The sequence below is a fragment of the Cellulomonas algicola genome, from assembly GCF_003851725.1.
GTDB lineage: Bacteria > Actinomycetota > Actinomycetes > Actinomycetales > Cellulomonadaceae > Cellulomonas > Cellulomonas algicola.
This window is the reverse complement of sequence record NZ_BHYL01000202.1, coordinates 1-17,922: the sequence shown is the minus strand read 5'-3', so window position 1 is coordinate 17,922 and position 17,922 is coordinate 1. Positions and strand designations below refer to the sequence as shown.

The following is a 17,922-nucleotide window of genomic DNA, read 5'->3' as shown; positions in this document are numbered from 1 at the left end:
GCCCTGACCAGCGGCTGTCCCGACCGACGACGGGGGTGCTGCGCGCACGCAGCACCCCCGTCGGACGGTCGTGGGTCGACTCAGACGGCGACGTCCTGCACGACGACGACGATCGCCGACGACGTGTCGAACTGCTCGGTGATCGTCGCCTGGTTCGCGGCGCTGCCCGCGAAGCCCAGGATGAAGCCGATCGCCGTGATGATCCACGCCAGCTTCTTGTGCTGCTCGTAGCCGGCGAGCGGCCGCCCCGCCTTGTCCCGCTGCACGCCGGCCAAGGTGAGGATGATGTCGACCAGCGCCCAGATGCCGAGGCCGCCGCACGTCACGAGCTTGAGGATGCCGGTGCCGACCTTGCCCAGGTAGAACCGGTCGACGCCGAGCACGCCGAGGAACCAGGCGAGCAGCCACGTCGCGACGAACGACTTGCCCGACTCGGCGGGCGCCCCGTACCCGGGCTGGGAGCCGTACGCCGCCGCACCGTAGGCGGCGCCCGCGGGGGCCGCACCACCGTACGCGGGCGCCGGCGGCGCCACGGGCGGCTGGGGCTTCGACAGGTCCGTCGGGTCGACCGGCTCGGCCGGTCCGGTGCCCTCGGGCGGGGTGGTCGACATCAGTGACTCCGTTCGACGTGCGGATGGGCCTCTCATCTGGCGCGACGCCGCAGCGACGCACCGGGCGCCACGCTAGGGCCCCGCGCCTGTCGTGCGCACCGGTACGCGCCGTCGTCTCGCGCGTCGGCCGCGCGACTCCACCCGGTCACGGCACGATCGGGTCGTGGACCCGCGTGCCCTCCTCGCCCGCACCGTGCACGCCGACGCCTGGGAGCAGCACGGTCTGCTCCGCACGGGTCGCGGCGGTGCGACCGGTGTCGCGCCCGGAGTCCGCCTGATGGCGAGCGGACTGCCGCACCCGCAGTGGAACAACGGGGACGTGACCGACCCCGCCCTCGTGGACGTCGCCGCCCTGTGCGCCTGGTACGAGCCGCTCGCCGTGCCGTGGGGCGTCCGCGTCCCCGCGGGGGCTCCGTGGACGCACGGGACCTTCCTGTTCCGCAAGCACCTCGTCCTGCGCGACGCCGGTCCGGTGGAGGCGCCGGCGGTCGCCGGGCTGCGGGTGCGCGCCGCCGGCCCGGAGGACCTGGCGGCCGTCGCCGCGGTCGACGCCGTGGCGTTCGCCGGTGACCCCGGGCTCGAGGCAGCGTGGATCGCGCCGCACCTGCACGCACCCCACGCCGCGACCGTGGCGCTCGCGACCCTCGACGGCACGCCCGTGGCGACGGGCTCCGTGCTGCGGACCGACCGGCAGGCCGGTCCGGCGGCCTACCTGTCGGGGGTCGCCGTGCTGCCCGACGCCCCCGCCGCGCCCGTCTGGACCGCGCTGGCTGCCTGGCTGCTCGGTCGCGCCTTCGCCGCGGGCGCGCGCGTCGCTCTCGCACACCCCGACGACGCCGAGGAGTCGGCATCCCTGGAGGCCCTCGGCTTCACGTCGGCGGGCGCCCTCGACGTCTACGTCGACCTCGCCTGACCGACACGTGCACGTCCCCGCCTGGCGGCGCCGCGGTGTCAGTCCGCGGGCTGGCCCTCCAGCGCCGCGAGGACGCCCTCGCCGTAGCGGTCGAGCTTGGTCGCGCCGACGCCGCTGATCGTCCCGAGCGCCTCGATGCTGGCCGGCTGCTGCGTCGCGATCTCGCGGAGCGTCGCGTCGTGGAAGACGACGTACGCGGGCACGCCCTGCTCCTTCGCGGCACCCGCGCGCCAGGCCCGCAGCCGCTCGAACCGCTCGGCGGCGTCGTCGCTGAGGTCAGCCGCGACGCTCGCACGACGGTCACGGCCCGACGACCCGCCGCGCGACCGGCCGGAGCGCTCGGGCTCGCGCCGCAGCCGGACCTCGCGGTCGCCGCGCAGCACCTCGGCCGACGCGGGAGCGAGCCGCAGCGTCCCGTAGCCGTCGGAGTCGACGGCGAGGAGCTCGAGCGCGAGGAGCTGGCGGACCACCCCCCGCCACTCGCCGTCGGACAGGTCGGTGCCGAGGCCGAACGTGCTGAGCGCGGAGTGCCCGAGCTGCTGGACGCGGGGGGTCGTCTTGCCGCGCAGGATGTCGACGAGGTGCCCGACGCCGTAGCGCTGGTTGCGCTGGTCGAGCCGCACGATCGTCGACAGGAGCTTCTGCGCGGCGACGGTGCCGTCCCACGACTCGGGCGGGGTCAGGCACGTGTCGCAGTTGCCGCACGGCTCGGACGTCTGACCGAAGTAGTTGAGCAGCTGGACGCGGCGGCACGACACCGTCTCGCACAGCGCGAGCATCGCGTCGAGGTGCTGCGTCAGCCGGCGGCGGTGCGTGGCGTCGCCGTCGGAGGTGTCGATCATCCGTCGCTGCTGCACGACGTCCGCGAGCCCGTACGCGAGCCACGCGGTCGACGGCAGCCCGTCGCGCCCGGCGCGCCCGGTCTCCTGGTAGTAGCCCTCGACGGACTTCGGCAGGTCGAGGTGCGCGACGAACCGCACGTCCGGCTTGTCGATGCCCATGCCGAACGCGATGGTCGCGACCATCACCAGCCCGTCCTCGCGCAGGAACCGCGCCTGGTTGCGCGCGCGGACGAGGCGGTCGAGGCCGGCGTGGTACGGCAGCGCGGGGATGCCGTTCGCGACGAGGTGCTCCGCGGTCTGCTCGACCGAGTTCCGGGACAGGCAGTAGACGATCCCGGCGTCCCCCGCGTGCTCGGTGCGCAGCAGGTCGAGCAGCTGGGCGCGCGGGTTGTCCTTCGGCGCGATCCGGTACTGGATGTTGGGCCGGTCGAAGCTCGCGACGAAGTGCCGCGCGTCCTCGAGCTGCAGCCGCTGCGCGATCTCGGCGTGGGTCGCGGCCGTCGCGGTCGCGGTGAGCGCGATGCGCGGCACGTCGGGCCAGCGCTCGTGCAGCATCGACAGCTGCAGGTAGTCCGGCCGGAAGTCGTGGCCCCACTGGGACACGCAGTGCGCCTCGTCGATCGCGAACAGCGCGATGCGGCCCTGGTCGAGCAGGTCGATCGTGTCGGGCACGCGCAGCCGCTCGGGGGCGAGGTAGAGGACGTCGAGCTCGCCGTCGAGGAACGCCTGCTCGACGGCACGCCGCTCGTGCGGCTGCTGCGTCGAGTTGAGGAACCCGGCGCGCACGCCGAGCGCGGAGAGCGCGTCGACCTGGTCCTGCATGAGCGCGATCAGCGGGGACACGACGACGCCCGTGCCGGGCCGGACGAGCGCGGGCACCTGGTAGCAGAGCGACTTGCCGCCGCCGGTCGGCATGAGGACGAGCGCGTCGCCGCCGTTCACGACGGTGTCGATGATCTCCGCCTGCTCGCCGCGGAACGCGTCGTAGCCCCAGACGCGCTGCAGCACCTCGTGCGGCGTGGGACGCGGTCCGTCGTCGGGCTCGGTGACCGCCCGCGGGCGGCTGCGGCCCGGGACCGGTGCTCCGTGCGCGGCCTCGTCGCGTGCCCTGCGGTCCTCGTCGCCGGACCGGCGCGCCGTCGCACCGCGCGCGGGGCCGCTGCCTCGCGACGGGCGGTCGGGCGGCGCCGCGTCGTACGCGGGGTCGAAGGGCGGCTCGTCGTAGGACGGGTCGTACGGGGGCTCGTCGTACCCCGGGTCGAACGGCGGCTCGTCGGGCAGCGGGACGTCGTCCGTCCACTCCGCCGACGCGGCGGCTCGGGAGGCAGGGCGGGCGGGTCCGGCTGGCACCCGCCCACCCTACGAGCCCTGGCCCACACCGCGGACCGCCGCCGGCGTGCCGTTGACACCGCGACGCACCGCCGGGCTGGGGACGGCTCGCCGAAGCGCTGCGTCGGGGCCGGGACGGTCCGTAGGGTGGCCGCATGGGAACCGCACTCGTCACGGGCGCCAGCGCCGGTCTCGGCCTGGAGTTCGCCTGGCAGCTCGCCACCGCCAAGCACGACGTCGTCCTCGTCGCCCGCGACGAGGAGCGCCTCACGCGCCTCGCCGCCCAGCTGGAGGCCGCCGCGGGCATCCGCGCCGAGGTCCTGGTCGCCGACCTCACGGACGCCGACGACGTCGCCCGCGTCGCCGACCGCCTGCGCAGCGACGAGAGCCCCGTCGGCCTGCTGGTGAACAACGCCGGCTTCGGCATCAACCAGGAGTTCGTCGGCGGCGACCTCGAGCGCGAGCTCACGGCGCTCGACGTCATGGTCCGCGCGGTCCTGGTCCTCTCGCACGCGGCCGCCGAGGCGATGGTCGCGCGCGGTCGTGGCGCGATCCTCAACGTCGGGTCGGTCGCGGCGCTCATGGCGTCGGGCACGTACTCGGCGCACAAGGCGTGGGTGCGCTCGTTCACCGAGGGGCTCGCCGTCGAGCTCAAGGACACGGGCGTCACCGCGACCGTCGTGAACCCGGGCTTCACGCACACCGAGTTCCACGAGCGCGGCCGCATCGACATGAGCCAGTACCCGGAGATCGTGTGGCTGAACGCCGAGGACGTCGTCGCGACCGCCCTCGCCGACGTGCGCCGCGGCGTCGTCATCTCGACCCCGAGCACCCGCTACCGCACGATGTCGGCCCTGGTCCGCATCGCCCCGCGGTCCGCGATCCGCGCGATCGGCCGCTACCGCCGTGCGATCGAGGACGCCCCGACCGACGCCGACGCCTGACGCGGCCCGTCGCGACGCCCCGACGACCGTCGCCTGACGGACGAGACGGCGGCGTCCGCCCGCGGCCCACGGTCTAGCCTTGGGGGCCGTGACCCACGACCTCTCGCCGACGCCCCGCGAGCAGCTGCTCGCCCTCATCCAGGACCTCGCGGTCGTGCACGGGAAGGTCACGCTGTCGTCGGGCCGCGAGGCCGACTACTACGTCGACCTGCGCCGCGTCACGCTGCACCACCGTGCGGCACCGCTGATCGGCCACCTCATGCTCGACCTGCTCGAGGAGGTCGGGCTCGGCACGGCCGAGATCGACGCGGTCGGCGGCCTCACCCTCGGCGCCGACCCGGTCGCGACCTCCCTGCTGCACGCGGCCGCGTCGCGCGGGCAGGACCTCGACGCGTTCGTCGTCCGCAAGGAGGCGAAGGCGCACGGCATGCAGCGGCGCATCGAGGGCCCGGACGTCGCAGGTCGTCGGGTGGTCGTCCTGGAGGACACCTCGACGACGGGCGGCTCGCCGATCGCGGCCGTCGAGGCCGCGCGCGAGGCCGGCGCCGAGGTCATGGGCGTCGCGGTGATCGTGGACCGCGCGACGGGCGCGCAGGCCAAGATCGAGGCCCTCGGCGTGCCGTACCACGCGCTCTTCACCCTGGCCGACCTCGGCCTGTCCTGACGGGTTCACCCGCCGGCCGACCTCGGCCCGTCCTCACGGGCCGACCCGCGCGGCCGTCCGGCCCGACCTGACGGGCTCGGGCGGGGGCTCCCGGCGGGACCGTCAGACGACCGCGAGCGTCGCGGCGGTCACGACGACCGTCGCGGCGATCTCGCCCAGCCCGATCGCCTTCGCCGACGGCCACGGCCGCCGCCGGGGCACGAGGACCGCACGCACCAGCAGCCCGAGCGCGACGGCCGCGCACACGACGGCACCACCCGCGACGGGTGGGCGGACGACCACGACGGCGAGCGCGCCCGCGGCGAGCGCCGCGTGGTAGCCGACCGAGACGGCGAGCACGGTCCGGTCGCCGCGCTCGCGGATGAGCGACTTCACGTAGGGCACCGTGCCGAGGAAGTAGGCGGCGAGGACCCCCGTCGCCGCCCACGCGCGCGGGTCGTCGGCCCCCGGCAGCGGGCCGGGGGACCCGAGCCCCGCCGCGACGACCGTCATCAGCATCGCCGCGACGACGGTGACGCCGTCGTTGAGCCACGACCGGTCGGCACGACGTGCCGAGCACCCGAGGCTCACCGCGAGCAGCGCACCGAAGACCGGCGCCCACCACAGCAGCGACGGCGCCACGGCCAGCAGCAGCCCGCCCAGCACGACCGTCGCCACGCCGTACGCCCGCACCGGCGGCCGGTACCGCGGGCGACGGGACGCCTTGAGCCACAGCCCGGCGGCGTTGTACGCGAGGAACGCGACCAGCCAGGCGACGAGCAGCAGCCCGTGCCGCCACGCGGGCCCGACGAGCACGGACCCGACGACCACCGGGACGACGAGCATCGCCCACGCCCCGTGCTGCTGCGGCACCCAGCCCGGGCCGCGGCGGCGGCGGACCGGGGCGACGCGGTGCGGGGCTGTCGTCGGCACGCGCCGAGCATGACCCGCCGACGGCGGAGTGCCACCGGGACCTAGGTCCCGGCCCCGGGCGAGGGTGGCCCCCGAACGGCGACGTCCGCGAGACCGCCGAGCCGGGAGGTCGGCCCGGCCGCCGAAGGGTGAGGTCGGCCAGACCGCCGGGGGTGACGTCAGCGAGCCGCCGAGCGGCGGTGGCGGCCAGACCGGCCGGCGGCGACGTCAGCGGGCGCGGCGCGTCCGGGCCGTGCGCACGAGCGACGTCCCGACGGCGACCGCGAGGACCGCGGCCAGCGCGAGCTCGGGAGAGGCGCCGGTCGCGGCGAGCTCGGCACCTCGCACGGGCGCCGCGGAGGTCGTGGCGACGCCGGGCGACGGTGCCACGGCCGGGACCTGGGGGGCGGAGGGCACGACCGGGACGACGGGGACCACGACGGGCGCGGCGGTGGTGAGCGTGACGGTCTCGACGACGGTCAGCCCGACGGCCTCGACGCGGACGGTGAGCGTCGTCCCGGACGGGAGGCCGGACAGCACGGCGGTCGTCCCGGACGTCGTGAGGGGAGTCGACCAGGTGGTGCCGTCGGCGGACCACGTGACCGCGTACCCGGCGGTCGCGGCGGGCAGGGCCGTCCAGGACACGGTCGCGCCGGTCGCGTCCACGCCCGACACCGCGGGGGCGAGCTGCGGCGTCGTCGTGCGCAGCACCAGGTGGAGCGTCGACTCCTTCTGGATGGTGTAGTCCGCGAGAGTGCGCCCGTCCTCGAGCTGCTTCCCGGCGAAGACCAGCCGCTGCTGGTCCGGCGGGATCCCCTCCTTGTCCTGGATCTTCTGCTTGACCGCCTCGATCGAGTCGGACGGCTCGACCTCAAGGGCGATGGTCTTGCCGGTGAGGGTCTTGACGAAGATCTGCACGGTGCTCCTGGCCTGGGGGGACGGGCCAGTATCACCCGACGTCGACGGCGGACGCGGGAGCCGGGTGGGTGACGTCAGACGCGGTCGACGAGGTCCTGGACGGAGTCGGCGATCTCGCTCGGGCGGAACGGGAAGCGCTCGACGTCCTCGCGCCGGGTGGACCCGGACAGCACGAGGATCGTCCGCAGGCCGGCCTCGATCCCGGCGACGACGTCGGTGTCCATGCGGTCGCCGACCATGACGGTCGTCTCGGAGTGCGCGTCGATCCGGTTGAGCGCGGACCGGATCATCATCGGGTTGGGCTTGCCGACGAAGTACGGCTGGCGGCCGGTCGCGGCGGAGATCATCGCGGCGACGGCACCGGTCGCGGGCAGGTCACCCTCGGCCGACGGGCCGGTGACGTCGGGGTTGGTCGCGATGAACCGCGCGCCGCCCTGGATGAGCCGGATGGCCTGGGTGATCGCCTCGAACGAGTAGGTGCGCGTCTCGCCGAGGACCACGAAGTCCGGGTCCGACGACGTGAGCGTGTACCCGGCCTCGTACAGGGCGGTCGTGAGACCGGCCTCGCCGATCGTGTACGCGGAGCCGCCGGGCATCTGGTCGGTGAGGAACTGCGCGGTCGCGAGCGCGGAGGTCCAGATGGCGCGCTCGGGGATGTCGAGGCCGCTGGCCCGCAGGCGTGCCGCGAGGTCACGCGGCGTGAAGATCGAGTTGTTGGTGAGGACCAGGAAGGGGCGGTCACCGTCCCGCAGCGCGGTGACGAACTCGGCGGCGCCCGGCAGGGCGGTGCCCTCGTGCACGAGGACGCCGTCCATGTCCGACAGCCACGAGCGGATCTCCCGCGTCACTCGCCGAACACCTTGCGCTCGACGGCCTCGCGCTCGGACTGCTCGTCGTAGCGGGTGTCGCGGCCGTCGGCGTCGAGCGGCGCGTCGTCGCGGTGGCGGCGCGCGCGCAGCAGCTCGATGCCCATCGGCACGACCGACAGCAGGACGATGAGGACGAGCAGGCCCTCGATGTTCTCCTTGACGAACGGGATGTTGCCGAGCAGGTAGCCGAGCATCGTCACGCCCACGCCCCACAGGAGCGCGCCGACGGCGTTGTAGGTGACGAAGTGGCGGTAGCGCATGTTGCCGACGCCCGCGGCGACGGGCGCGTACGTGCGCACGATGGGGACGAAGCGCGCGACGATGATCGTCCGGCCGCCGTACTTGTCGAAGTACGCGTACGTCTGGTCGATGTACTTCTTCTTGAAGAAGCGCGAGTCGGGCTTGTTGAAGACGCGCGGGCCGAGCCGCCGGCCGATGAAGAAGGCGGTCTGGTCGCCGAGGAACGCCGCGAGGAACAGCAGCCCGCACAGCATCCAGATGTTGATGTGCACCGGGAACAGGTCCTGCGCGACCAGCGCGCCCGCGGTGAAGAGCAGCGAGTCGCCGGGCAGGATGGGGAACAGCAGCCCGGTCTCGATGAAGATGACGGCGACGATGCCGATGACGACCGCGGTCCCGAACGACGAGATCATGTGGTCGGGGTCGAGGAAGTCCGGCCCGAGCGTGGCGACGGGGCCGGCGGCGTGCAGTGCGGCCCCGAGGGTCGTCGTCAGCATGACGTCCAGGGTACGTGCCCGCCCGTGGCCCCGACGTGCGTCCCTGTGTGGGAACGGTGTGGACCGCGGCTCGTCGTCGTCGGGACAATGGGCGCCCACCGGCGGTCGAGGAGAGGGCGGCGATGCGGTCCACCGTGAAGGACGTCGCGCTGCGCGCCGGGGTGTCCCCGAAGACGGTGTCGAACGTCATCAACGGCACCGCGTTCGTCCGGCCGGAGACGCGGGCCCGCGTCGAGGAGGCGCTCGCGGAGCTCGACTACGTGCCGAACCTGGGCGCCCGGGGGCTGCGCAACGGTCGGTACGGGCTGATCGCGCTCGCGCTCCCGGACCTCTCGACCGCGTACTCGGCGGAGGTCGCGCACCACTTCGTCGAGGAGGGGCACGCGCGCGGGTGGAGCGTGCAGATCGAGGAGACGGCGGCGGAGCCGCACCGCGAGCAGGCGCTCCTGTCCCGGGCCCGGTCGCACCTCGTCGACGGGCTCGTCCTCAACCCGGTGTCGCTGGCCGAGTCGGTCGTCGACGAGCACGTCGCGCGGGGTCCGCTGCCGCCCACGGTCCTGATCGGCGAGGTCGAGCAGGACCGGACGGACCAGGTGGGCGTCGACAGCGTCGCGGGGGCACGCGACATGACCGAGCACCTGCTCGCGACGGGCGTGCGGCGCATCGCCGTCGTCGGGGTCCCGGGCGACGCCGAGACCGCGGCTGCCCGGCAGCGGACCGAGGGCTACCGCCAGGCGCTCGCGGCCGCGGGTGTGGCGCACGACCCCGTGCTCGAGATCGCCACGCCGCGCTGGACGGCCGACGAGGCGCGTGACGCGGTGCGGGCTTTCCTCGACGAGCACCCGCCGCCCGAGGCGTTCTTCTGCTTCACCGACTCGATGGCGCTCGCGGTCGTGCACGTGCTGTGGGAGCGAGGGCTGCGCGTGCCCGACGACGTGGCGGTCGCGGGGTTCGACGACGTCGAGCCGAGCCGGTACGCGGTGCCCCCGCTGACGACGGTCTCGTTCGACCTGCGCGCGTTCGCGGCGACGGCGCTCGACCTGCTGCGCGACCGCATCGACGACCCGCACCGCGCACCGCGGCGCCTCACCGTCCCGCACCGCGTGGTCGTCCGCGCGAGCACGACGCGCTCCTGAGCCGGTCCCGGCGATCTGTCCGGTTGGCGGCGTGGCGTCCCTCTTGCCGACCCGTTTCAACGATGTAATGCTCACGACTGGTCCGGCCACGGCCACCCCGGGGAGGGCTCCCAGCCGTCCGCGAGGCGGGCGGTGACAGGGCCTCGACACGTGTCTCACGAAGGAGTGACGGCATGACCGATCGCCACGGGCCCCCGCGCGGCCCGAACCCCCTCACCCCCGCGCTCGACCGCGCCGGGTTCGTCGTCCCGGGCCGCTCCGGCCCGTCCTCGGGCCTGACCGGCCTCACCCGCCGGCAGATGCTGCTCGGCTCGCTCGCGGCGATCGGCGGCGTCGCGGCCGCGGGGTCGCTCGCGGGCTGCGCGTCCCCGACCGCCGCCGCCGACGGCGTCCGCGAGCTCGCGTTCTGGCACCTGCTGTCCGGCGGCGACGGCATCAACATGGCCGGTCTGGTCGAGGACGTGAACGCCCTCGACCACGGGTACCACGCGACGCAGACCGTCCTCGCGTGGGGTGCGCCGTACTACACCAAGCTCGCGATGGCGAGCGTCGGCGGGCGCGCCCCCGACACCGCGATCATGCACGCGTCGCGCATCGCCGGGTACGCCCCGGGTGGCCTGCTCGACCCGTGGGACCTCGACCTGCTCGCCGAGTTCGACGTCACCGAGCAGGACTTCCTCCCGCGCGTCTGGGAGAAGGGCGGGCTCGACGGGACGCAGTTCTCGATCGCGCTCGACTCGCACCCGTTCGTGATGTTCTACAACACCGACATCGCCGAGCAGGCGGGTGTGCTCGGGTCCGACGGCCAGCTCGCCCCCATCGAGGACGCCGACCAGTTCCTCGAGGTCGCGCGCGCCATGCAGGGCGTCACCGGCAAGCACGGGCTGTCGTACGGGTACCTCGGCGACGGTGCCCAGATGTGGCGGTTGTTCTACACGCTCTACAAGCAGCACGACGCGGAGTTCGACCTGTCGGGCACCCGCGCGGAGGTCGACACCGACGCGGCGGTGGAGTCGCTCGAGTACATCCAGACGCTGCTCGACGGCACGATCTGCGCACCCGACGGCGACTACGGCACGGCGGTCGCGGAGTTCATGTCGGGGGAGAGCGGGATGTTCTTCACCGGCGTCTGGGAGCTGCCGACGGCCAAGAACGCCGGCATCCCGTTCGACGCGATGCCGATCCCGACGCTGTTCGGCACGCCCGCCGCGTACGCGGACTCGCACGCGTTCACGCTGCCCCACCAGTCCGACCCGGACCCCGAGCAGCGCCGCGCGACCTACCGGTTCGTCGCGGACATCCTGCAGAGCTCGTTCGCGTGGGCCGAGGCCGGGCACATCCCCGCGTACCAGCCGGTCGTGCAGAGCCCCGAGTACCAGGACCTCGTCCCGCAGGCGCACTACGCACCGGCGGCCGAGATCCTCAACTACGACCCCGAGGCGTGGTTCACGGGCTCCGGGAGCGACTTCCAGAGCTACTTCCTGGAGACCGTGCAGAACGTGTACCTCGACGGCGCGGACCCGGCGGAGGGCTTCGGCGCCTTCGTGCGACGCGTCGACGTCCAGCTCTCGAAGCCGAACCCGGTCTGACGCTCTTCCTGCCGACCTGACCGCCCGATCCGACGAAGGAGTCCGATCGTGTCCTCTGCCGCTGTAGACGTCGGCGCCGGACGTAGCCGTACCGGCACGTCGACGTCCGACCGATCCACCACCCGCACCCCACGATCGCGCGACACCCGCATCGGCTGGCTGTTCGTCGCGCCGTTCGTCGTCGTCTTCGCGATGTTCCTGATCTGGCCGCTCATCCACGGCTTCTACCTGTCGTTCACCGGCGAGTCGATCACCGGCGCCGGCGGCGCGTTCCTCGGCTTCGACAACTACGCCGAGGCCCTGCGCGACCCGATCATGTGGCGCTCGATGCTCAACACGCTGTGGTTCACCGTCCTCTCGACGGTGCCGCTCGTGCTCGTCGCGCTCGTCATGGCGCTGCTCGTGTTCCAGGGGCTGCCCGGCCAGTGGCTGTGGCGGCTGTCGTTCTTCATGCCGTTCCTGCTCGCGTCCACCGTGGCCGCGCAGTTCTGGATCTGGATGTACAACCCGCAGCTCGGCCTCGTGAACTACATGCTCGGCGCCCTCGGCGTCGAGGGACAGGCCTGGTTGCAGGACACGCGGTGGGCCATGCTCGCGGTCGTCGTCGAGACGCTGTGGTGGACCGTCGGGTTCAACTTCCTGCTCTACCTGACGGCGCTGCAGAACATCCCCGAGCAGCAGTACGAGGCGTCCGCGCTCGACGGCGCCGGCCGCTGGCGGCAGCTCTGGTCGATCACGATCCCGCAGCTCGGCCCGACCACGGCGCTCATCGTCATCCTGCAGATCCTGGCGTCGCTCAAGGTGTTCGACCAGATCTACATCATGACCCAGGGCGGTCCGGGCGGTGTGACGCGGCCCGTCGTCCAGTACATCTTCGAGTCCGGCTTCACCGGGTACCGGTTCGGCTACGCGTCGTCGATCGCGTACATCTTCTTCGCGGTCATCATCATCGTGTCGCTCGCGCAGGTCCCGTTCACCTTCCGCAGGAGCGCCCGATGACCACCACCGTCGCCCCGCAGCCGAACGCCGGAGCCGCCGGAGCCGCCGTCGCCGGCGGTCGTCGTCGCCGCCCGCAGGGCAGGTTCGCGCACGCCGCGGGCCTGCGTGTCGGCGAGCACTTCGCCAGCCCGGGCCGGATCCTCGCGATCGTCACGCTCGTCGTCCTCGCCGTGTTCTGGCTGCTGCCGTTCCTGTGGGCCGTGTTCACGTCGTTCAAGTCCGAGACCGCCGCGGCCGCCACGCCCGTCTCGTGGTTCCCGTCCGACGGGTTCACCACCGACGCGTACGCGAGCGTGCTCCGCGAGGGGAACATCCCGCTCTGGACGTGGAACAGCCTGGTCACGGCCGTCGCGATCACGGTCATCACGCTGACCGTGTCGTCGCTGGCCGCCTACGCGCTCGCCCGCATCGACTTCCGCGGCCGCCGGTGGCTGTTCTGGCTGATCATCGCGTCGATCATCGTGCCGCCGCCGGTGCTGATCGTCCCGCTGTTCTACGAGATGCTCACGCTCAACCTCGTCGACACGTACTGGGCGATCATCCTCCCGCAGGTCGTGCACCCGGCCATGGTGTTCGTCCTCAAGAAGTTCTTCGAGCAGGTGCCCGTCGAGCTCGAGGACGCCGCCCGGATCGACGGCGCCGGACGCCTCCGGGTGTTCTGGTCGGTCGTGCTGCCGCTGTCGCGACCCATCCTCGCGGCCGTGTCGATCATCGTGTTCATCGGCGCGTGGAACAACTTCCTGTGGCCGTTCATCATCACGAGCGACGCCTCGCTGATGACCCTGCCCGTCGGCCTGCAGACCGTGAAGAGCGCGTACGGGCTGCAGTACGCGCAGACGATGTCGTCCGCCGTGCTCGCCGCGCTGCCGCTGATCGTCGTCTTCCTGTTCTTCCAGCGGCAGATCATCAAGGGCTTCTCGACCACCGGCTTCGGCGGTCAGTGACGTCCCCGGCGGCGGCCCGGACCACCCGCCGGGCCGCCGCCCTCCCCGCACCGCGCACCACCCGCAGCACCCTGAGGAGACCCATGACCCAGGCACGACTCGTCCTCGACCGCGACTTCACCGTCGGGGAGGTGCCCCGCCGGATCTTCGGCTCGTTCGTCGAGCACATGGGCCGGTGCGTCTACACGGGCATCTACGAGCCCGGGCACCCCGCGGCCGACGAGCGCGGCTTCCGCACCGACGTGCTCGACCTCGTCCGCGAGATGGGCGTGAGCGTCGTCCGGTACCCCGGCGGCAACTTCGTGTCCGGGTACCGGTGGGAGGACGGCGTCGGGCCCGTCGACCAGCGCCCGCGGCGTCTCGACGGCGCGTGGCACACCGTCGAGACCAACGCGTTCGGGCTGCACGAGTTCGTCGACTGGGCGCGCGTCGCGGGCGTCGAGGTCATGGAGGCCGTCAACCTCGGCACGCGCGGCGTCGAGGCGGCGCGTCAGCTCGTCGAGTACGCCAACCATCCCGGCGGCACCGCGCTGTCCGACCTGCGCGCCGCGAACGGGCACCCGGAACCCTTCGACATCCGGCTGTGGTGCCTCGGGAACGAGATGGACGGCCCGTGGCAGATGGGCGCCAAGACGCCCGAGGAGTACGGCCGGATCGCGCAGGAGACCGCCAAGGCCATGCGGCTCGTCGACCCGACGATCGAGGTCGTCGCGTGCGGGTCGTCGAACTCCGGCATGCCGACCTTCGGCACGTGGGAGCAGACCGTCCTGCGGCACGCGTACGAGTACGTCGACTACGTCTCGCTGCACGCCTACTACCAGGAGGACGGGGGCGACCACGCGTCCTTCCTCGCGTCGGCCGTCGACATGGACCACTTCATCGAGTCGGTGGTCGCGACCGCCGACGCCGTGCGGGCCGCCGGGAAGCACACCAAGCGCATCAACCTCTCGTTCGACGAGTGGAACGTCTGGTACCAGCGCGGGAAGGACACCCCCGACCAGCCGCACGTCATCGAGCGCGAGGGCGTCTGGCGCGAGCACCCGCGCATCATCGAGGACGAGTACGACGTCACCGACGCCGTCGTCGTCGGCACGTTCCTGAACTCGCTCCTGCGGCACGGCGACCGCGTCAAGGTCGCCAACCAGGCGCAGCTCGTCAACGTCATCGCGCCCATCCGGTCCGAGCCCGGTGGGCCCGCGTGGCGGCAGTCGATCTTCTGGCCGTTCGCGCGGATGTCGGCGCTGGCCCACGGGCAGATCCTGCGGGTGGCGGCGACCTCCGACCGGTACGACGCCGGGAAGTTCGGGGACACCGACCTCGTCGACGCCTCCGCCACGTGGGACGAGGAGCACGGGCGCGTCGCGCTGTTCCTCGCGCACCGCGGCCTCGACGCCGCCGCCGACGTCACCGTCGACCTGCGCGGCTGGACGGGTGCGCGCGTGACCCGCGCCGAGGTGCTGACGATCCCCGAGGGCGGCGACCGGTTCACCGCGAGCACGCAGGACCGCCCCGACGCGGTCGGCCTCGTGCCCCTCGACGACGTCCAGGTCGACGGCTCGACGGCGACCGTCCGCCTGCCCGCCCTGTCGTGGGCGGTCGTCGAGCTCGAGGTGACGACGGCCTGACGCCGCGTCGCGACGCGGCCCCACCACCGCCCCTCGCGCCCACCGGGACGACCCACCCGTCTCCCGCCGCCTTCCCCCAGCGCGCCGCCGACCTCGTCGGTCCGTGCCGAGCTCGCCGCTCCCCGGCTGACGAGCTCGGCGCGATGTGACGAGCTCGCTGGTCGTCGGCGCGGGAGGGCAGCGGCATGATCGGGGCATGACGCAGCGGACGGTCGTGGTCGTGGGAGGGACGGGGCTCGCCGGGCGGGCCGTCGTCGAGGAGGCGCTGCGGCGGGGGCACCGCGTGCGGTCGGTGTCGCGCCACGTGCCGCCGGCGCCCCGGCAGGTCGTCGGCGCCGAGTACGTGGCCGCGGACGCCGTCGCGGCGGACGCGCCCGAGCGGCTCGGCGCCGCGTTCGACGGTGCCGACGTCGTGGTCGACACGGTCAACGGCGAGACGCCCGCGACCGCGAAGGTGCTGACGGCCGGGGCGGCGTCGATCGCGCTCGCGGCCCGCGACGCGGGCGTCGGCCTGGCCGTCGTGCTCTCGATCGTCAACGTCGACCGCGGGGCCGCGATCGGCTACTACCGCACCAAGGTCGCGCAGGAGCGCGTCTACCAGGCGAGCGCCGTCCCGACGACGCTCGTGCGCGCCGCGCAGTTCCACGACTTCTTCGACCGGTTCTTCGGCAGTCCCACGCTCGTCGGCGCGCTGACCCGCCTCGGCACCGTGCCGTACCTGCGCGGCGCGCGGCTCCAGCCGATCGATGTGACCGACGTCGCGCGGGCGCTCCTCGACGTGTCCGCGGCGCTCGACGCCCCGCTCGACGGGGAGGCCCGCGACGAGGGCGAGCCCGGTCGGCGGACGGTCACCGTGGCCGGCCCCGAGGAGGTCGACGGTGCCGACCTCGCACGCCGCTGGGCCGCCGCGCACCGCAGCCGGCGCGTCCCGGTGGGCCTCCCGGTCCCCGGCTACGGTGCGTTCTTCTCGTCCGGCGACGCGACCGCCCCCGACGCCCGCTACGGCCGTGTCACGTACGACGAGTGGCTGGCCCGGACGGCCGGCGCATGAGCCACGGCCCGCGCGACCCGCTCCACGACGCGCTCCCGGGCGGCGAGCCCGACACGGTCAGGCTCCGCGACGCGGTCCCGGACGACGCGGCCCGGCTGGCGCGGATCTGGGCGACCGGCTGGCACGACGGCCACGACGGGCACGTCCCCGCGGAGGTGAGCCGGCACCGCACCCCGCAGTCGTTCGTCGACCGTGCCCCGGGCCTCGTGCCCCACACCCGCGTGGCGGTGCTGGGCGGGGACGTCGTGGGGTTCGCCACCACGATCGGCGACCAGGTGGACCAGGTGTACGTCGACGCGAGCGCACGAGGGACCGGTGTCGCGGCGGCGCTGCTCGCCGACGCGGCCCGCGTCGCCGCCGAGGCCGGCCATGCCCACCCCTGGCTCGCGGTCGTCCCGGGCAACGCACGCGCCCGCCGCTTCTACGAGCGTCAGGGCTGGGCCGACGAGGGCCCGTTCGACCACCGTGTCGAGGTCGCCCCGGGTGTGAGCGTCGACGTGCCGTGCCGTCGGTACCGCCTGACCGCCGTGGACCGGTCGCCCGCGGCAGCCAGGCTCGTCGGCACGGACGCGGGCGACGCGTGACGCACGGCGACGAGCCCGACGGCGACCGCCCGTCGGACGCAGCCGCGGACGTGGGCGTCGGGCCGTGGCCCGGCGGACCGGACGCCTGGCCACGCGACGCCGCGAGCGGCGAGCTCGACCCCCGCTACGACCCGGAGCTGCTCGCGCACGGCGACCGGCGCAACGTCGTCGACCGGTACCGCTACTGGACGGTCGAGGCCGTCGTCGCGGACCTCGACACGCGCCGCCACCCGTTCCACGTCGCGATCGAGAACTGGCAGCACGACCTCAACATCGGCTCGGTCGTCCGCACCGCGAACGCGTTCCTGGCGGCCGAGGTGCACGTCGTGGGCCGCCGTCGCTGGAACCGTCGCGGCGCGATGGTGACCGACCGCTACCAGCACGTCCGGCACCACCCGACGGTCGACGACCTGCTCGCGTGGGCGTCCACCGCGGGTCGCGACGGCACGGTCCTGCCCGTGCTCGGCGTCGACAACCTCCCCGGCTCCGTCCCGCTCGAGGGCTACCCGCTGCCGCGCGCGTGCGTGCTGCTCTTCGGCCAGGAGTCGGTGGGGCTGTCCGACGCCGCCCGCGCAGCCGCGCAGGACGTCCTGCACATCGCCCAGTTCGGCTCGACGCGCTCGATCAACGCGGGCGCGGCCGCCGCGATCGCGATGCACGCGTGGGTCGCGCAGCACGCGGGCCCGCGACCGGCGGCCTGACGGGTGAGCCGCCGGTGCCGGCGAGCCCGGGCACGCACGGGACCGCACGACGTGCGTGCGCGCGAGCGCCACACGTGCGACCTCAGGGGCGGTTGACGACGCAGCCGTTCGGCGGCAGGTCGAGGGCGTCACGCAGCGCGGAGCCCGCGGACCCCCGCGCGTTGTTGACCGCGGTCGCGACGTCGGGGTGCTCGCCGTAGTAGCCCGGCTGCGCGGCCGCGGTCCGGACGAAGTCGAGGTACGCGACGAGCGCCGCCTCGAACGCGTCGGCCTCGGGCCGGACCTCGGGCGGGAAGGTGATCGCCCGGAGGTCGACCAGGAACCGCTCGTCGATCGCGACCTCGGTCGCGAGGTCCACGTCGTACAGCTTCCGGCCCTGCGACTCGATGCGGTCCGAGAGCGCCATGCGGTCGGCCGACGTGGCCTCGACCGCCGCGAGGTACGCGACGGCCGCGGGCGACGACCCGGGCGGGGCGACCTCGGGGGCGCACGGGTCGGCGGGGGCCTCGCGGTGGGCGCGGGCGGCGCGGTCGGCGGGGGCTCCTCGGTCGGCGGGCGCCGCCTGGTCGGTGGAC

At 73.9% G+C, this 17,922-nt stretch carries 18 protein-coding genes; 11 read left to right on the top strand and 7 right to left on the bottom strand.

Going from position 1 to position 17,922, the window contains the following annotated elements; translation table 11 throughout:
• Positions 1 to 80 precede the first annotated feature (80 nt).
• Entirely contained in the window at positions 81 to 611 is a 531-nt protein-coding gene (locus CTKZ_RS13125) for a TM2 domain-containing protein (RefSeq protein ID WP_124343369.1), read from the bottom strand.
• A gap of 163 nt (positions 612 to 774) precedes the next feature.
• Between CTKZ_RS13125 and CTKZ_RS13120 the strand changes: the two genes are divergently transcribed.
• Positions 775 to 1,524: a hypothetical protein gene (locus CTKZ_RS13120; protein WP_124343368.1), complete on the top strand. Its 750-nt coding sequence runs from the start codon at positions 775 to 777 to the stop codon at positions 1,522 to 1,524.
• Between the two features lie 38 nt (positions 1,525 to 1,562).
• On the opposite strand, the gene recQ is transcribed toward CTKZ_RS13120, so the two are convergent.
• A complete protein-coding gene (gene recQ, locus CTKZ_RS13115; RefSeq protein ID WP_371852369.1) occupies positions 1,563 to 3,374 on the bottom strand; it encodes a DNA helicase RecQ in 1,812 nt (603 codons plus the stop codon).
• Positions 3,375 to 3,850: 476 nt separating this feature from the next.
• Between recQ and CTKZ_RS13110 the strand changes: the two genes are divergently transcribed.
• Both CTKZ_RS13110 and pyrE read left to right on the top strand, forming a co-directional pair.
• Complete coding sequence (locus CTKZ_RS13110; RefSeq protein WP_124343366.1) at positions 3,851 to 4,639, top strand: SDR family NAD(P)-dependent oxidoreductase; 789 nt, start codon at positions 3,851 to 3,853, stop codon at positions 4,637 to 4,639.
• Between the two features lie 88 nt (positions 4,640 to 4,727).
• Positions 4,728 to 5,303, top strand: a complete 576-nt coding sequence (gene pyrE / locus CTKZ_RS13105) for an orotate phosphoribosyltransferase (RefSeq protein WP_124343365.1) — start codon at positions 4,728 to 4,730, stop codon at positions 5,301 to 5,303.
• Positions 5,304 to 5,405: 102 nt separating this feature from the next.
• Here pyrE and CTKZ_RS13100 read toward each other — a convergent pair whose 3' ends face one another.
• The 4 genes from CTKZ_RS13100 to CTKZ_RS13085 all read right to left on the bottom strand — a co-directional run bounded on the left by CTKZ_RS13100 (position 5,406) and on the right by CTKZ_RS13085 (position 8,718).
• Positions 5,406 to 6,215 carry a YwiC-like family protein gene (locus tag CTKZ_RS13100; protein ID WP_124343364.1) on the bottom strand — a complete coding sequence of 270 codons (810 nt, stop codon included), beginning with the start codon at positions 6,213 to 6,215 and terminating at the stop codon, positions 5,406 to 5,408.
• Between the two features lie 207 nt (positions 6,216 to 6,422).
• Positions 6,423 to 7,112, bottom strand: coding sequence for a ubiquitin family protein (locus tag CTKZ_RS21610; RefSeq protein ID WP_160142901.1), 690 nt, complete (start codon positions 7,110 to 7,112; stop codon positions 6,423 to 6,425).
• Positions 7,113 to 7,186: 74 nt separating this feature from the next.
• Complete coding sequence (locus tag CTKZ_RS13090) at positions 7,187 to 7,960, bottom strand: HAD-IIA family hydrolase (protein WP_200829741.1); 774 nt, start codon at positions 7,958 to 7,960, stop codon at positions 7,187 to 7,189.
• The gene (locus tag CTKZ_RS13085) at positions 7,957 to 8,718 is read right to left on the bottom strand and encodes a VTT domain-containing protein (protein WP_124343363.1); all 762 of its coding nucleotides are present in this window, start codon (positions 8,716 to 8,718) and stop codon (positions 7,957 to 7,959) included. The genes CTKZ_RS13090 and CTKZ_RS13085 overlap by 4 nt, the downstream gene beginning before the upstream one ends.
• 122 nt (positions 8,719 to 8,840) lie before the next feature.
• Between CTKZ_RS13085 and CTKZ_RS13080 the strand changes: the two genes are divergently transcribed.
• The 8 genes from CTKZ_RS13080 to CTKZ_RS13045 all read left to right on the top strand — a co-directional run bounded on the left by CTKZ_RS13080 (position 8,841) and on the right by CTKZ_RS13045 (position 17,347).
• Positions 8,841 to 9,854 carry a LacI family DNA-binding transcriptional regulator gene (locus tag CTKZ_RS13080; protein WP_124343362.1) on the top strand — a complete coding sequence of 338 codons (1,014 nt, stop codon included), beginning with the start codon at positions 8,841 to 8,843 and terminating at the stop codon, positions 9,852 to 9,854.
• A gap of 299 nt (positions 9,855 to 10,153) precedes the next feature.
• The gene (locus tag CTKZ_RS13075; RefSeq protein WP_235843473.1) at positions 10,154 to 11,443 is read left to right on the top strand and encodes an extracellular solute-binding protein; all 1,290 of its coding nucleotides are present in this window, start codon (positions 10,154 to 10,156) and stop codon (positions 11,441 to 11,443) included.
• A gap of 48 nt (positions 11,444 to 11,491) precedes the next feature.
• A complete protein-coding gene (locus CTKZ_RS13070; protein WP_124343360.1) occupies positions 11,492 to 12,442 on the top strand; it encodes a carbohydrate ABC transporter permease in 951 nt (316 codons plus the stop codon).
• The gene (locus CTKZ_RS13065; RefSeq protein ID WP_124343359.1) at positions 12,439 to 13,386 is read left to right on the top strand and encodes a carbohydrate ABC transporter permease; all 948 of its coding nucleotides are present in this window, start codon (positions 12,439 to 12,441) and stop codon (positions 13,384 to 13,386) included. Before CTKZ_RS13070 ends, CTKZ_RS13065 begins: the two co-directional genes overlap by 4 nt.
• 83 nt (positions 13,387 to 13,469) lie before the next feature.
• The gene (gene arfA, locus CTKZ_RS13060; protein ID WP_124343358.1) at positions 13,470 to 15,011 is read left to right on the top strand and encodes an arabinosylfuranosidase ArfA; all 1,542 of its coding nucleotides are present in this window, start codon (positions 13,470 to 13,472) and stop codon (positions 15,009 to 15,011) included.
• Positions 15,012 to 15,207: 196 nt separating this feature from the next.
• Positions 15,208 to 16,062 (top strand): SDR family oxidoreductase, encoded by an 855-nt coding sequence (locus CTKZ_RS13055; protein ID WP_124343357.1) that lies wholly within the window; start codon positions 15,208 to 15,210, stop codon positions 16,060 to 16,062.
• Positions 16,059 to 16,646, top strand: coding sequence for a GNAT family N-acetyltransferase (locus CTKZ_RS13050; protein WP_124343356.1), 588 nt, complete (start codon positions 16,059 to 16,061; stop codon positions 16,644 to 16,646). Before CTKZ_RS13055 ends, CTKZ_RS13050 begins: the two co-directional genes overlap by 4 nt.
• Positions 16,643 to 17,347, top strand: a complete 705-nt coding sequence (locus CTKZ_RS13045) for a TrmH family RNA methyltransferase (protein WP_124343355.1) — start codon at positions 16,643 to 16,645, stop codon at positions 17,345 to 17,347. Before CTKZ_RS13050 ends, CTKZ_RS13045 begins: the two co-directional genes overlap by 4 nt.
• Positions 17,348 to 17,429: 82 nt before the next feature.
• On the opposite strand, the gene CTKZ_RS21605 is transcribed toward CTKZ_RS13045, so the two are convergent.
• On the bottom strand, positions 17,430 to 17,922 hold a 493-nt coding region (locus tag CTKZ_RS21605; protein ID WP_200829740.1), incomplete at its 5' end, for a hypothetical protein.

Excerpts from the sequence above, each read along its gene's own strand:
- CTKZ_RS13125 (WP_124343369.1), bottom strand. The coding sequence starts at position 611 with ATGTCGACCACCCCGCCCGAGGGCACCGGACCGGCCGAGCCGGTCGAC.
- CTKZ_RS13110 (WP_124343366.1), top strand. The coding sequence starts at position 3,851 with ATGGGAACCGCACTCGTCACGGGCGCCAGCGCCGGTCTCGGCCTGGAG.
- CTKZ_RS13085 (WP_124343363.1), bottom strand. The coding sequence starts at position 8,718 with ATGCTGACGACGACCCTCGGGGCCGCACTGCACGCCGCCGGCCCCGTC.
- CTKZ_RS13080 (WP_124343362.1), top strand. The coding sequence starts at position 8,841 with ATGCGGTCCACCGTGAAGGACGTCGCGCTGCGCGCCGGGGTGTCCCCG.
- CTKZ_RS13075 (WP_235843473.1), top strand. The coding sequence starts at position 10,154 with ATGCTGCTCGGCTCGCTCGCGGCGATCGGCGGCGTCGCGGCCGCGGGG.
- CTKZ_RS13065 (WP_124343359.1), top strand. The coding sequence starts at position 12,439 with ATGACCACCACCGTCGCCCCGCAGCCGAACGCCGGAGCCGCCGGAGCC.
- arfA (WP_124343358.1), top strand. The coding sequence starts at position 13,470 with ATGACCCAGGCACGACTCGTCCTCGACCGCGACTTCACCGTCGGGGAG.
- CTKZ_RS13055 (WP_124343357.1), top strand. The coding sequence starts at position 15,208 with ATGACGCAGCGGACGGTCGTGGTCGTGGGAGGGACGGGGCTCGCCGGG.
- CTKZ_RS13050 (WP_124343356.1), top strand. The coding sequence starts at position 16,059 with ATGAGCCACGGCCCGCGCGACCCGCTCCACGACGCGCTCCCGGGCGGC.